Source organism: Phyllobacterium sp. LjRoot231, from assembly GCF_964253365.1.
GTDB lineage: Bacteria > Pseudomonadota > Alphaproteobacteria > Rhizobiales > Rhizobiaceae > Phyllobacterium.
The window spans coordinates 3,398,419-3,411,286 of record NZ_CAXUQT020000001.1 but is presented as its reverse complement, the minus strand read 5'-3'; the positions used below and the strand labels follow the sequence as shown (position 1 = coordinate 3,411,286).

14 protein-coding genes and 1 tRNA gene are annotated in these 12,868 nt (G+C 56.8%); 7 read left to right on the top strand and 8 right to left on the bottom strand.

Annotation, left to right across the window (positions count from 1 at the left end; translation table 11 throughout):
• The first annotated feature begins 10 nt into the window (after positions 1-10).
• Together ACSQ3H_RS16865 and ACSQ3H_RS16860 are read left to right on the top strand one after the other, a co-directional pair.
• Positions 11-1,252 carry a cysteine desulfurase gene (locus ACSQ3H_RS16865; RefSeq protein WP_436118085.1) on the top strand — a complete coding sequence of 414 codons (1,242 nt, stop codon included), beginning with the start codon at positions 11-13 and terminating at the stop codon, positions 1,250-1,252.
• Between the two features lie 5 nt (positions 1,253-1,257).
• On the top strand, positions 1,258-1,689 hold the full coding sequence (locus tag ACSQ3H_RS16860; RefSeq protein ID WP_436118084.1) for an SUF system Fe-S cluster assembly protein: 432 nt from the start codon (positions 1,258-1,260) through the stop codon (positions 1,687-1,689).
• Positions 1,690-1,699: 10 nt separating this feature from the next.
• Here the strand turns inward: ACSQ3H_RS16860 and ACSQ3H_RS16855 are convergent, their stop codons facing one another.
• Positions 1,700-2,266, bottom strand: a complete 567-nt coding sequence (locus ACSQ3H_RS16855; protein ID WP_436118083.1) for a hypothetical protein — start codon at positions 2,264-2,266, stop codon at positions 1,700-1,702.
• Between the two features lie 127 nt (positions 2,267-2,393).
• On the opposite strand from ACSQ3H_RS16855, the gene sufA reads away from it, so the two are divergent.
• Both sufA and ACSQ3H_RS16845 read left to right on the top strand, forming a co-directional pair.
• On the top strand, positions 2,394-2,768 hold the full coding sequence (gene sufA, locus ACSQ3H_RS16850) for a Fe-S cluster assembly scaffold SufA (RefSeq protein WP_436118082.1): 375 nt from the start codon (positions 2,394-2,396) through the stop codon (positions 2,766-2,768).
• Between the two features lie 11 nt (positions 2,769-2,779).
• Positions 2,780-3,100, top strand: coding sequence for a TfoX/Sxy family protein (locus ACSQ3H_RS16845; protein WP_436118081.1), 321 nt, complete (start codon positions 2,780-2,782; stop codon positions 3,098-3,100).
• Positions 3,101-3,124: 24 nt separating this feature from the next.
• Here ACSQ3H_RS16845 and ACSQ3H_RS16840 read toward each other — a convergent pair whose 3' ends face one another.
• The 3 genes from ACSQ3H_RS16840 to ACSQ3H_RS16830 form a co-directional block, all read right to left on the bottom strand.
• Positions 3,125-4,636, bottom strand: coding sequence for a DEAD/DEAH box helicase (locus tag ACSQ3H_RS16840; RefSeq protein ID WP_436118080.1), 1,512 nt, complete (start codon positions 4,634-4,636; stop codon positions 3,125-3,127).
• Between the two features lie 203 nt (positions 4,637-4,839).
• Positions 4,840-5,613 (bottom strand): NAD kinase, encoded by a 774-nt coding sequence (locus tag ACSQ3H_RS16835; protein WP_436118079.1) that lies wholly within the window; start codon positions 5,611-5,613, stop codon positions 4,840-4,842.
• Between the two features lie 191 nt (positions 5,614-5,804).
• Entirely contained in the window at positions 5,805-6,272 is a 468-nt protein-coding gene (locus ACSQ3H_RS16830) for a hypothetical protein (protein ID WP_436118078.1), read from the bottom strand.
• A gap of 691 nt (positions 6,273-6,963) precedes the next feature.
• Between ACSQ3H_RS16830 and ACSQ3H_RS16825 the strand changes: the two genes are divergently transcribed.
• Positions 6,964-8,643, top strand: a complete 1,680-nt coding sequence (locus ACSQ3H_RS16825; protein WP_436118077.1) for an arylsulfatase — start codon at positions 6,964-6,966, stop codon at positions 8,641-8,643.
• 93 nt (positions 8,644-8,736) lie between these two features.
• The gene (locus ACSQ3H_RS16820; RefSeq protein ID WP_436118076.1) at positions 8,737-9,744 is read left to right on the top strand and encodes an HAD family hydrolase; all 1,008 of its coding nucleotides are present in this window, start codon (positions 8,737-8,739) and stop codon (positions 9,742-9,744) included.
• A gap of 329 nt (positions 9,745-10,073) precedes the next feature.
• Here ACSQ3H_RS16820 and ACSQ3H_RS16815 read toward each other — a convergent pair.
• Together ACSQ3H_RS16815 and ACSQ3H_RS16810 are read right to left on the bottom strand one after the other, a co-directional pair.
• Positions 10,074-10,149, bottom strand: a tRNA-Thr gene (locus ACSQ3H_RS16815).
• 499 nt (positions 10,150-10,648) lie between these two features.
• Positions 10,649-11,068 carry a winged helix-turn-helix transcriptional regulator gene (locus ACSQ3H_RS16810; protein WP_436118075.1) on the bottom strand — a complete coding sequence of 140 codons (420 nt, stop codon included), beginning with the start codon at positions 11,066-11,068 and terminating at the stop codon, positions 10,649-10,651.
• Positions 11,069-11,154: 86 nt separating this feature from the next.
• On the opposite strand from ACSQ3H_RS16810, the gene ACSQ3H_RS16805 reads away from it, so the two are divergent.
• Complete coding sequence (locus tag ACSQ3H_RS16805) at positions 11,155-11,661, top strand: nuclear transport factor 2 family protein (RefSeq protein ID WP_436118074.1); 507 nt, start codon at positions 11,155-11,157, stop codon at positions 11,659-11,661.
• Here ACSQ3H_RS16805 and ACSQ3H_RS16800 read toward each other — a convergent pair.
• The gene (locus ACSQ3H_RS16800; RefSeq protein WP_436118073.1) at positions 11,649-12,248 is read right to left on the bottom strand and encodes a YceI family protein; all 600 of its coding nucleotides are present in this window, start codon (positions 12,246-12,248) and stop codon (positions 11,649-11,651) included. The two genes, ACSQ3H_RS16805 and ACSQ3H_RS16800, sit on opposite strands and share 13 nt — an antisense overlap.
• Complete coding sequence (locus ACSQ3H_RS16795) at positions 12,245-12,838, bottom strand: cytochrome b (RefSeq protein WP_436118072.1); 594 nt, start codon at positions 12,836-12,838, stop codon at positions 12,245-12,247. The genes ACSQ3H_RS16800 and ACSQ3H_RS16795 overlap by 4 nt, the downstream gene beginning before the upstream one ends.
• Between the last annotated feature and the right edge of the window lie 30 nt (positions 12,839-12,868).

The window sequence follows — 12,868 nt, the reverse complement described above, 5'->3', positions numbered from 1 at the left end:
CGCGGCTATCATGGATACAAAGATCATTCAAAGCGGCTATGACGTAGAGGCAATACGCCAGGATTTCCCGATCCTGTCGCGCGAAGTCTATGGCAAGCCGCTAGTGTATCTTGATAATGGCGCTTCGGCCCAGAAGCCACAGGCTGTCATCGATAAGGTGACTCACACCTATTCCAACGAATATGCCAATGTGCATCGCGGCCTGCATTTCCTGTCGAATGCTGCCACCGATGCCTATGAAAAAGCACGGGAAAACGTTCGCCGCTTTCTCAATGCATCCTCCGTCGATGAGATTGTTTTCACCAAATCTGCGACAGAGTCGATCAATACCGTCGCCTATGGCTATGGCATGCCGAATATCGGTGAGGGTGACGAGATCGTGCTTTCGATTATGGAGCACCACTCGAACATCGTACCGTGGCATTTCATTCGCGAGCGGCAGGGTGCAAAGCTCATCTGGGTCCCTGTGGATGATCAGGGTGCATTCCACATCGAAGAATTCGAGAAGCGGTTGACGGATCGCACCAAGCTCGTCGCTATCACCCATATGTCAAACGTGCTCGGCACTGTGACGCCGATCAAGGAGATTGTCCGGATCGCCCATGCACGCGGTATTCCGGTGCTGGTCGATGGCAGCCAGGGTGCGGTGCACCTGCCGGTCGATGTGCAGGATCTCGGCTGCGACTGGTATATTTTCACCGGCCACAAGATCTACGGACCGTCCGGCATCGGCGTGCTTTATGGGCGCAAGGAAATGTTCGAAGCGATGCGGCCGTTCCAGGGCGGCGGCGAGATGATCGAGGAGGTGACCGAGGATATCGTCACTTACAATCATCCACCACACAGGTTCGAAGCCGGCACACCGCCGATCGCCCAGGCGATCGGGCTTGGGGCGGCGATCGAATATGTCGAGAAGATTGGCCGTGCAGCCATTCTCGCCCATGAGGAAGATTTGCGCGACTATGCCCACCAGCGGCTGCGCGAGATCAATTCCCTGCGGATTTTCGGCGATGCCAAGGGCAAGGGCGCGATCATTTCCTTCGAACTGCAAGGTATCCATGCCCATGACGTTTCTATGGTGATCGACCGTGCCGGTGTCGCTGTGCGCGCGGGCACCCATTGCGCCCAGCCGCTATTGAAACGTTTCGGTGTAACATCCACATGCCGTGCATCGTTTGCGATGTATAATACGAGAGACGAGATCGATGTTCTCGCCGATGCGCTGGAAAAGGCGCGGAAATTCTTTGGGTGATGACCATGACCGACAAAGTCGAGACACTGGAAAAGGCTGAAACGCCGATCACAGACGAAGGTGTGACCCATTCAGAGTCCAAACATACCGAGGTCGGGACCGCAGCCGTCTCGGCTATTCCAGCCGACGAACTGGCGCGGATGACCGATGATGTCATCGGGGCGTTGAAAACCGTCTATGACCCGGAAATTCCCGCCGACATCTATGAGCTTGGTCTCGTCTACAAGATCGACATCGAGGACGACCGCTCGGTCAAGATCGAAATGACGCTGACAGCTCCTGGCTGCCCGGTTGCCGGTGAAATGCCTGGTTGGGTGCAGGACGCTGTCGGCGCGGTTGAGGGCGTGAGTTTCGTTGACGTCACCATGACCTTCGATCCACCTTGGACGCCCGAACGCATGTCGGAAGAGGCGCAAGTCGCGGTCGGCTGGTACTAGGCCAAGTCGTTTAGGGAGCTTCGCAACCTTCGGGCACACTCTGTTCGAGCGGCTGATCGGATTTCTGCAGCGTTCCGTCAAGTATGGACAGCGGCACGTAGGGAACGCCCTGAATTGCCGGGTTTGCCAATCTCAGACGATAGCAGCCATTGAACACCGTATTAGTCCCGTCGTTGGCCTCGGATTTGATCGCCAGCGGCTGGCTCCAATAGGCTGAACCGGCTGCGCCTTCGCCTTGAGCCTTGCCAAACAGCACCGTGACCGACTTCGTGTTCTCATAGCCGGCCTGGAATTGCGGGAAAGGCTGCGGCGGGCTGTCCGAAGCATAATAGCTGTAGGCGCGGGCATATTCCTGCCGGTTGATGGCATTGTAGTAGGACTTGATCAGGGTTTCGGGCGTGCTCCGGTCGTCGAGATATTCCGGCGGCGTCTGAGTCGCCGTTTCCGTTGATTCCTTTGGCGTTGGCGTTTCCGCGGGTGTAGGCGACTCAGGCTGTTTTGTTTCCTGAGCCAGTGCTGGTGAAACGTTTAACGCCAGCGCGGCTATGCTGCAAAGAACGAGATGGCGATAATGCATGATTTCAGCCCTCTGCCGGTCGTGTTTGTGGCTCTGAAGCAGTTTGAACACTTGCAGTGACGGTTGTGTAACACTAACTATGGTATCGAATGATCGTTCCGGCGATCTCGAACAAGAGAGATGAGAAATGGGTCGTTTTTCTGTCATGACGTTGACTGACGCCGCCGCGCAGCGCGTGAGCGAAATCGTGGCGACGCGCGAGAATGCGCTCGGCATTCGCGTCGGCATCAAGAAGGGCGGCTGCGCTGGCATGGAGTATATGATCGATCTCGTTACCGAAGCGAAAGCCGGTGATGATGTGGTCGAGAAATACGGCTCGAAGGTTTTCGTCGCGCCGGAAGCCGTGCTTTACCTCCTTGGCACCCAGATGGATTTTGAAGTGACCAAGCTGCGTACAGGCTTCGTCTTCAACAATCCCAACCAGACTTCAGCCTGCGGTTGCGGCGAGTCGGTTGAATTGACGCCGGCCAAGCCGGAAGCGCTGGCTTCAGCCGCTTCCTGATCCTCGTCGTCATGGACAATGACGCAATTCAAGATTTGTTTTCAGGGCTTGGCCCGGTCACCATCAAACGCATGTTTGGCGGCAAGGGCATCTATTTCGAGGGCACGATCATCGCGCTCGAAGTCAGTGACGAACTCCTTCTCAAGGCAGACAAGGTCTCAGCGCCTCAATTCGAAGCTGCCGGTTGCCGGCAATGGACCTATGCGCGCGAGGGCAAGACGCCTGTCGGCATGCCCTATTGGTCGATCCCCGAAGATGCCTTCGATGACCCCGACATCATGACGGAATGGGCAAAACGCGCCTACGAAGCATCATTGCGCGTGGCCAAGTAGCGCTCGCGAGCCCGCAATAAATTATCAGACCTTTGTGTCGATCAGCATGAACGCCGGGATTTCATCACCGAAACCAATCGGTGCGGAACCCATGTCGTCGCGGTCGCGACGATGATCGCGGCGCTGTTCGGTGTGCGGAACGCGGGCACGGCGCTGTTCATTCTCGGCTTTGATCGCTGCCTTTTGCGGCTTCTCAGCGGTGCGTATGATTGGCTGATCATCAATTATTGGCTGGGCGTCAACCTCTTTGGCCTTTTCAGCTGCCGCGATGATGTCGATTTCTGATTGCGGACGTTCGCGTTCACGGCCCTCATTGCGAGGCCTGCGCTTTGGCGCGCTCTTGTCGCGACCATTGCGGCCACGGCGCGGTGCATCGTCCGGCTCGGTTGAGACGGGCAGGGTGGACAGATCGCCGTCATACCAGTTGATATCCTCGCCAATCAGCTTCTCGATCGACGCGAGATATTTGACGTCGGCTGGCGTCACCAGTGTGAAGGCCTTGCCGGAGCGTCCTGCGCGGCCCGTACGGCCAATGCGGTGGACGTAATCTTCCGAATGGATTGGCACATCGAAATTGAAAACATGGCTGACATCGGGAATGTCGAGGCCGCGCGCGGCGACGTCGGACGCAACGAGTATCTTCAGCTTGTTGTCCTTGAAGTTCGCCAGCATGGTCGTGCGCGCGCGCTGATCCATGTCGCCGTGCAGGGCGCCGGCATCGAATTCGTGCTTCACCAGCGAGCGGAAAAGCTCGGATACATCCTTCTTGCGATTGCAGAAGATGATCGCGTTCTTCAGTCCGTCAGCCTCGGCACGGATGAGATCCCGCAGCACCGCGCGCTTTTCCCAGTCCTTTTTACCTGACTTGACCAGCTGCTGCTCAACCGTCTTGGCCGTGGTGGCGGCCTTGGCAACTTCGATGCGAACGGGAGAATGCAGGAACTGCTCGGTCAGCTTGGTGATTTCCGGCGGCATCGTTGCCGAGAAGAACAGCGTCTGGCGAGTGAAGGGGATCAACTTGCAGATGCGCTCGATATCCGGAATGAAGCCCATGTCGAGCATGCGATCGGCCTCGTCGATGACGAGAATATCGACAGCGCTCAAAAGCAGCTTGCCGCGTTCGAAGTGATCGAGCAGCCGTCCCGGCGTTGCGATCAGAACATCGGCGCCGCGTTCGAGCTTGCGCAACTGGTCGTCGAAGGAAACGCCGCCAATCAAGAGCGCGACGTTAAGGCGATGGTTCTTGCCATACTTGACGAAGTTCTCTTCGACCTGCGCCGCGAGCTCGCGCGTCGGTTCGAGGATCAGCGTGCGCGGCATGCGTGCGCGGGCCCGGCCCTGTTCGAGCAGCGTCAGCATGGGCAGGACGAAAGAGGCGGTCTTGCCGGTTCCGGTCTGGGCGATGCCGAGGACGTCCTTGCGTTGCAGCGCATGCGGGATCGCGCCAAGCTGGATCGGTGTTGGTATTGTATATCCTGCTGCTTCTACAGCATCGAGCACTTTCGGCGAAAGGCCCAGATCAGCAAAGGTGGTCAATGGAGATTTAACTTTCTATCTGCAGTCGGTGCCGCGCATGCCTGTTGTCGGCCTAGGGCGTCATCTGCATAAAGCATCAGGCGCTCGATTTGCACAGCGTTTGCTGACAATGGCGTTACGGCGCATGCCAGCAAAAGTCAACTCTTGGATCAAGTGAGATTTAAGAGTTCGTTACAATTGTGCATCATTTTATTCTGATGTTGTCAATAAAGGAACTGTTCCTTGAGAATTCGTTCGTTCCAGGAATGGTTCTTGTCAAACAGAATGGTCGCCCTGAGTTGAGATGCTTCCTCAACCGTGACGGATAGAACGGATTTTACTTCCGTGTGATCGGCGACGGCATTCACCGGCCGCTTCTCCGGCTCGAGGATATCGAACCGCACCGTCACCTTGTTCGGCAGGAGCGCGCCGCGCCAGCGCCGGGGGCGAAAGGCGGAAACCGGGGTGAGGGCGAGGAGCCGTGCATCGAGCGGCAGGATCGGCCCTTGCGCGGAAAGGTTATATGCGGTCGACCCGGCGGGCGTCGCGACCATGACGCCGTCGCAGATCAGTTCTTCCAGGCGCACCTTGTCATCGACGCTGATCCTGATCTTGGCAGCCTGGTATGACTGACGCAGCAAGGAGACTTCATTCAGTGCAAACGCCGTAAACGAACCGTCTTCGGCAGATTCCGTCACCATCTTCAACGGCCGGATAGTCTCGGACTGCGCGGCCTCCACCCGTTCCTTCAGCGCCGTATCGCTGAACTCGTTCATCAGGAAACCGACGGATCCGCGGTTCATGCCATAGATCATCTTGCCCTGGTTCATGTAATTCTGCAGCGTCTGCAGCATGAAGCCATCGCCGCCAAGCGCGATGATAACATCGGCATCCTTGGCCTCGGCCTGCCCATAAATCCTCGTCAGATCATGCAGCGCCTCGTCGGAATCCGGCGTACCGGAGGAAAGAAAAGCAAATGTTTCGATTTTCCGGTTCATGTCTGCCTGCATATCCGAACGACTGGGAACGACCTAACACGCTGGAAGCGATCTGGCAAAAAGACCATGAAACATTCTGGAAATTGATAGCGCCCCGGAAGGCACAGAAAGGCGCTGTACCAGTCAACCCGAAGTGAACGGCCGCCGGCCGCCAATGGCTTCAATATTCTATGTGCTGCGAGTACAGATGGTCACGCCGCTGCGGCCAAATAAAATCGCTGATAAAGCTCGCGCTCCAGTTTGGCGAGATCGGTATCGACCACTGTGCGGTCGCCGCTGTGAAGCAAGTACACAGCACCGCTTTTTTCGATGCAACAAAGCCCATCAGCGTAGACATAGCCTTCGCCTTCGCACAAACCGATGGCATAGAGGTCGTCACTGTAATCACGCGAACCCTGAAACTCCTCGAAGCTCATGGTCATTTCGGTCATCCTTCCAGCCGCAATTGCCGCGCCATTCGACGATTTGACCTGATTCGCCCACGCGAAATCAACCCATAGTGGGTACAGGAAGCCGATAACCACTAGATTTTTGCAAAGGTCGAGCCTTTTTGCGCGCACCGTTTCACTTTCGGGCCTGAGTCTTTTACGACCCTCCGGAAAGGCAAAGTTGTAGTGTTCAGGGTTGATGCAACTTGAGATAGGGAGTTCCTTTGTCACACATACGTTCCCCCCGCACCGTTGTATTATTCCCCTCGGCTGATCAGGAGGACTACCAGTCCCGCCACTGATCGGCCAGGACTGGGAGGAGATAGAGATTCACGAACGCACAGCATCCCCCCGCCATGCGTTTGTCTCTCTCCTCCCTTTTTCCTCTGCGAGAAGGCCGCTCAAGGAGGCGGAATACGCCTTTCGGTGGATAGCCATATGGCCACACATACCGCAACCCGCAACGGGTGTATTCTGGGGGCACTGACCGACTTACCGACCCTGACCATCATACCCCGATTTAACGGTCAGCCTACTTGGGAGGAGAAGAGGCGCAAACGTTACGTCTCTCTTTCCTCCCTTTTTTGCAGGGGCCTATGTGGCGCGCCTTGCTGGTCTTCCTTCTCACCTATTGTGCCAACCGTCTGGTCGTGGCCCTGTTGCGGCTGATTGGGAGCGACCGGTTGGAGTAAGCTGTTCACTGACACTTCCAACGAAAAGAGCCATTCAATGATGACGCTGTAACTGTTACGTACTCTCTGCTTGGCGATAAAGAGATTACTATCCTGCTTCCGAAATATAGCCCCCATTGACCGCGAAGACGCGGCTGCGACCCCTCAGGATTTGGGATGGGATTTGGGATCGCACATCCATGCCCGTTCGCAACGGGCGCACAAGCCAGAAAAAAGGGAGGATAGCAGTCATGAACAAGAGAAGTGTGAAATGCTTTGCGCTAGCCGCTGCATTAGCATGCAGCGTATTCGCTGTTCCGGCGCAAGCTCAGGACGCGAAACCCAACATCGTTGTCATCATGGGTGATGATGTTGGTTGGTTCAATATCGGCGCCTACCATCGGGGCATCATGTCTGGAAAGACGCCAAACCTCGACAAGCTGGCGTCTGAAGGCATGATGTTCACCGACTATTATGCCGAGGCGAGTTGCACTGCTGGCCGGGCGAGTTTCATTACCGGTGAAATACCGCTGCGCACTGGTCTGACGACCGTCGGCCAGGCCGGGGCTGATGTGGGCATGCCGGACAAGGCCGCAACCATCGCTGCCGCTCTCAAAACCGAGGGCTACGCCACCGGCCAGTTCGGCAAGAACCATCTCGGCGATTTGAACAAGTTTCTGCCGACGCTGCATGGCTTCGATGAATTCTTCGGGTATCTGTATCACCTCGACGCGATGTCTGATCCCTATTGGTATTCGTTCCCGAATGATCAAGCTTACCGCGATAAAGTCGGCCCGCGTGATGTGGTGCATAGTTTTGCGACGGACACGGACGATACGACAGAGCAGCCGCGTTGGGGCAAGGTCGGCAAGCAGAAGATCGTTGATGAAGGCCCCTTGGCGCCATTCGCCGACATGTCCAACGTTCCGAACATGCATGACATCACGCCCAAGGCCAAATACGACATGGGGACCTTCGATGAAGTGCTGGTCAAGGCTTCGACCGACTTCATGGACAAGGCCAAGAACGACGGCAAACCGTTCTTCGTCTGGCACAATACGACGCGCATGCACGTCTGGACGTTTCTGTCGCCCAAGTACCAGGGCCTGATGAACAGCCAAACCAATTATGGTCTCGAAGAAGCTGGCATGGCGCAGTTGGATGACAGCGTTGGTGCCATCATGAAACACATTGAGGACATGGGCGAAGCTGACAATACTATCGTCGTCTTCACCACCGACAACGGCGCAGAAGTATTTACGTGGCCCGATGGTGGCATGACACCGTTCAAGGGTACCAAAGGTACGGTGATGGAAGGTGGCTTCCGCGCACCGGCGATCATTCGTTGGCCAGGCAAGATCAAACCGGGCACGGTCGAGAACGGCATATACTCGGCTCTGGATTGGTTCCCCACTCTCTTGGCCGCTGCTGGTAATCCCAACATCACCGACCAGTTGCTCAAGGGCGTGAAGCTGGGTGACCAGACCTACAAGAACCACCTCGACGGTTACAACCAGTTGGACCTGCTACAGGGCAAAGGGCCGTCCGCCCGCGATGAATTTTTCTACTTCGGTGGCCCTCATCTGGGAGCAATTCGCATCGGTGACTTCAAGTATCAGTTCTATCAACAGCCGCAGGGTTGGCCTGGTGCGAAGGTAACAACGGACATGCCCACTATGGTCAATATCCGTCAGGATCCATTTGAGCGGACGCCATCGATTGGTGAGCAAAGCCTCAACGACCTCGGTGGGGGCTACTTGAATGACTTCTTTGCTCGCGAGTTCTGGCGGTTCGTCACCGTACAGGAGGAGGTCGCGAAACTGGCCCTGACGGCGGTTGACTACCCGCCGATGCAGGACCCGGCGTCCTTCAACCTCGATGCTGTGAAGAGGCAGATCGATGCGGCGATCAAGAACAAGCCGGGCAATTGATCCTCTGACGGCGGCCCCGGAGCAACCCGGGGCCGCCACATGTTCCAGGAGCATATCTGACAACGCACAGGGTCAACCAACGGAGGTCTCCACATGTTCGCGACCCGTGATTTCCTCAAACTGGCCCGTGGCGCGGCGTTGGGCATTGCAGCCGCTCTGTTATTTGTTACGCCGTCGCTGCCCCAGACTGACCCACTGCCGTCGTGGAACGACACCGCTCCGAAGGCGGCCATTGTCAGCTTCGTCGAAAAGGTGACCACCGCGGGCACGCCCGATTTTGTCCCGGAACCCGAACGTATTGCCGTGTTCGACAATGACGGCACCTTGTGGGTCGAGCATCCCATGTACACACAGCTCGCCTTCGCGCTCGATCGCGTCAAGGCGCTGGCGCCGCAACACCCGGACTGGGCGACGACCCAACCGTTCAAGGCGGTGCTGGAAGGCGATATGAAGGCTCTTGCGGCTGCAGGCGAGAAAGGCCTGATGGAGATCATAGCGACGACCCATTCCGGTATGACCACCGCCCAGTTCCAGACCATTGTTTCCGATTGGATTGCAACGGCCCGCGACCCGCGGTTCCAGCGCCCCTACACCGAACTCGTCTATCAGCCGATGCTCGAACTGCTCGCCTATCTTCGCGCCAACGGCTTCAAGACCTTCATCGTATCGGGTGGCGGCATCGAATTCATGCGCCCCTGGTCGGAACAGGTCTACGGCGTCCCGCCCGAGCAGGTTGTCGGTTCATCGATCAAGACGCGGTTCGATATGAAGGACGGCGCACCGAGCCTGTTTCGCCTGCCTGAGGTCAATTTCATCGACGACAAGGTCGGGAAGCCGATCGGCATCAACGAACATATCGGGCGCCGTCCGATCGCGGCGTTCGGCAATTCAGACGGCGATCTTGAAATGTTGCAGTGGACGACGCTGGCTGGGGGCACACACTTCGGCATGCTCATTCATCATACTGATGCGGAGCGCGAATACGCCTATGATCGGGACACCGAGTTCGGCCGCCTCGACAAGGCCCTTGATGCCGCCGCCGTGAACCAATGGACGGTCGTGGACATGAAGACAGATTGGAAGCAAATCTTTCGTAATTGAATGATTATTGTCCACGGATACGAAGGCGCGCCAACTTGGCGACGATCGCTGTGCCTTTCGCAGCGCTGAAGCCGCGGCAGACTCTGCCGTTTTGCAAGCGATCTGACCAAGGACAAAAATTTGTCCTTGGGGACCGAGCCTTCGCCACCAGAAGCCGCCGCTTTCAGCCACAGCGGGCCAAGGAACGCGATTCGAGGTCGGGCGGTATGATGGTGCCTTCAGGAACTCGCGTTTTCGCTACAAGGCAAAAAAAATGCGATTTAGGTGCAAGCGGGGATGGGACGCTGGTGCTTTGCACTTTGGTATCTATTTGGTTTTCTTGATGTTTGTGGTGCCCCCGGAGAGACTCGAACTCCCGACCCTCTGATTACAAATCAGATGCTCTACCAACTGAGCTACAAGGGCAGCGGCGTCCGATTAGCACAAACCTTCCGTCTGTAAAATGAAAAATGTCGTTTGCGACAAATAAATACCTGGCGACTTATCCACGCTCTCCAAACCTCGCTTATTCTAATCCGGTCCTTTCCATGGGGAACTGCTTCCGGAGCCGTTCGAAGTGGGGAGAGGATCGGCGCCTCCGATGGCGGGTAACGGACCCGCCGTCCGGGGAAGTTCTGTCCAAGGGTTCCCCTGCCGGTACTAAGGCCGGTGCGTGCTGGACGAGCACTGTGAGGGCGGCAGATTGGCTGGGCGCAGTCCTGGCCGCTGGCGTTTCCGACGCGGAACGGACGGGATCAAAAAACGCCGGACGGGCGGTCTTCGGATCGCATTTTTATTCTACCAAGACGCGCTTCGACGACCGCCCGTCTTCCCACCACCATTCAATGGCCAGACGCGAAAGCGGGCGTGGCAAGGGGAAAGCACACCCGGTTCTTTGACAGTCAAATCTTCGCAACGGCAGGCATCATTTTATGCCGGCGGCCTTGATCAAGCGCACGGGCGCTGAACGTTCGTTGCTCATTTTGTTTTCGGCCACCACAGCACCAAAACGGATCGCCCAGTCCGCCAGGGTCTGGAGGCTTGGCAGCAGGCTTTCGCCCAATTCGGTCAATGCGTATTCCACGCGCGGCGGAACCGTCGGATGGACGGTGCGCTCTACCAGCCCCGCCGTTTCAAAATTCCGCAGATGCTTTGCAAGTTCCTTCGGCGTTATATCACCGAGACGGCGCTGAAGTTCGGCATAACGTACGGGCCCGGATGCGCTTTGCAGGGCGAAGAATATCGGAACCGTCCATTTGGCTGCGATCAGATCCAGCGTTTCGCGGATCAGTACCGGACATTGCTCGAAACAAGGCTCCTTTTCGCGGGGTGCATGACTATGCATCTGGAAAGCTCCTATGCTTGCGGTGCGTTCTTGCGGGACCTGCCCCATATTGCCAAATCTGGGTTCAATCAAACCTGGAGGCTAATATGGAAGCGGCGCAATCACACAACAAGTCTAAACACCTGGCGATTCCGCCGGAGGACTTCACCGCGATCGTCGATGCGCTCTACCGGTTCGGCGCGGGACAGGATCTGCGCGACCGGCTTCTGTTCGAATCGGCGTTTTCGAGGAATGCGACGCTTGATTTCACGGCGGTTGCGAAAAAGCTTGGTGTAACGATACTCGTGTTCGAAGGACGGCAAGTCATCGCCGAGACGATACTTTCGACCACGAGCACGCTCGATACGACCCATACCATCACCAATCCGCGTGTCATCCGGTACGACGGAGAGCACGCCAAATTGTTCGCGCTTATCGAGGCTCAACATTTGCCGCGCGGCGATCACAGCCGTCATCTGCTGCTCAAGAACATCCTCGATGTCGAGTTGTCGAAAGCCGATGGTACATGGGTCATCGATCGTATGAAGTTCGACATGCATGGCGCACCGGCGATCCAGACGTGCTGTTTCAAACGAAAGGATCATGAACGCTGACCCTCTATCTGCATGTCGAACTGAACCACGTTGGAGTAGATCGGCGTGCCGACATCCATGCCATAGCGCGAGCGCATGATCTTGCCCTCTACGTGAAAGGTGATCGAGTTCTTGTCGTGGTCGGCCAGACTGGCCTGAAAGCTTGCAGGGCTGGTCTTGCCGCGCGCCGTCAGCATTCCAGCCACGTTGGCCGTATTCGGGCTGGTCTGGGTGATCTGGGTTGATTTGAATGTGATGGTCGGGAAATTGGCAGAGTCGAAAACCGCGTCGGAACGCAGGAAACTTTCGATGCGCGCCTGACCGGTGGAAACACTTTCCGGATAGAGTGTGAAGTTGATCGTCGACTGGGCAATATTGGACGGGTGGAGCTTGAAGACGCCTGAGAACTTCTTGAAGTCACCGGTTATTCCGCCTCCGCCCACTTGCCCAACCGAGAAACCGATACGCGAGGAGGGCTGGATTTTGTAGCTGCCGGCAACTTGGGACAGTGTATCCGCTTTGGCGGCAAGCGGGGCGAACGCAAGAGCAAGCGCAAGCGCAATCCCGACCCGGGCGACCGTGGACAACAATTGAGTATCAGTCTTCATGATTTGACTTCCTGAGTTAACGTCTGCTCGGGAACCTTGCGGTGGGGGTTGAGCATCCGCGTTAAGATTGCATCTCTTTTCCAGAAATGGTGGTGCAGCGCCGCGAGGATGTGGCAGACGGCAACGAAGGCCGAGAAATAGGCAAGGTAAGCGTGGCTTGCCGTCCAGAATGCCTCGGCGCTATCGGATACAGTCAGCGGAAGCGGTGGTATCACGACGAGGTTGAACATGAATGTCGGTATTTGCAGGGGCGAACTCGACGCAATGGCCCAGCCTGTCAGCGGTATGAGAAACAGGCTTAGATAAAGCACGATATGGGCGCCGTGTGCCGCTACTCGTTCCAGGTGGCTCATGGTTGCGGGATCGCTCGGGCGCGTGCTTGCAAATTTCCACAGCAGTCGTAGCGCCGAGAGGCCGAGAACAAGAAAACCGAAGGACTTGTGCCACTGGTAGAGGTTGAATTGCAGCGTGAAGTCGCTGACCCTGACCATCAAATAACCGAGCACAATCTGCCCAAGGAAAATCAGTGCGATGATCCAGTGGAACAGGATCGAAATCAGACCGAACGAATCTTTACTATTCCGCAGCATCGGCGCACTCCGTGAAGGCCCTGACTCGAT

Bases quoted from the DNA above. Each gene is read 5' to 3' on its own strand.
- ACSQ3H_RS16865 (WP_436118085.1), top strand. From the start codon at position 11: ATGGATACAAAGATCATTCAAAGCGGCTATGACGTAGAGGCAATACGC.
- ACSQ3H_RS16860 (WP_436118084.1), top strand. From the start codon at position 1,258: ATGACCGACAAAGTCGAGACACTGGAAAAGGCTGAAACGCCGATCACA.
- ACSQ3H_RS16855 (WP_436118083.1), bottom strand. From the start codon at position 2,266: ATGCATTATCGCCATCTCGTTCTTTGCAGCATAGCCGCGCTGGCGTTA.
- sufA (WP_436118082.1), top strand. From the start codon at position 2,394: ATGGGTCGTTTTTCTGTCATGACGTTGACTGACGCCGCCGCGCAGCGC.
- ACSQ3H_RS16845 (WP_436118081.1), top strand. From the start codon at position 2,780: ATGGACAATGACGCAATTCAAGATTTGTTTTCAGGGCTTGGCCCGGTC.
- ACSQ3H_RS16835 (WP_436118079.1), bottom strand. From the start codon at position 5,613: ATGAACCGGAAAATCGAAACATTTGCTTTTCTTTCCTCCGGTACGCCG.
- ACSQ3H_RS16825 (WP_436118077.1), top strand. From the start codon at position 6,964: ATGAACAAGAGAAGTGTGAAATGCTTTGCGCTAGCCGCTGCATTAGCA.
- ACSQ3H_RS16820 (WP_436118076.1), top strand. From the start codon at position 8,737: ATGTTCGCGACCCGTGATTTCCTCAAACTGGCCCGTGGCGCGGCGTTG.
- ACSQ3H_RS16810 (WP_436118075.1), bottom strand. From the start codon at position 11,068: ATGCATAGTCATGCACCCCGCGAAAAGGAGCCTTGTTTCGAGCAATGT.
- ACSQ3H_RS16805 (WP_436118074.1), top strand. From the start codon at position 11,155: ATGGAAGCGGCGCAATCACACAACAAGTCTAAACACCTGGCGATTCCG.
- ACSQ3H_RS16800 (WP_436118073.1), bottom strand. From the start codon at position 12,248: ATGAAGACTGATACTCAATTGTTGTCCACGGTCGCCCGGGTCGGGATT.
- ACSQ3H_RS16795 (WP_436118072.1), bottom strand. From the start codon at position 12,838: ATGCTGCGGAATAGTAAAGATTCGTTCGGTCTGATTTCGATCCTGTTC.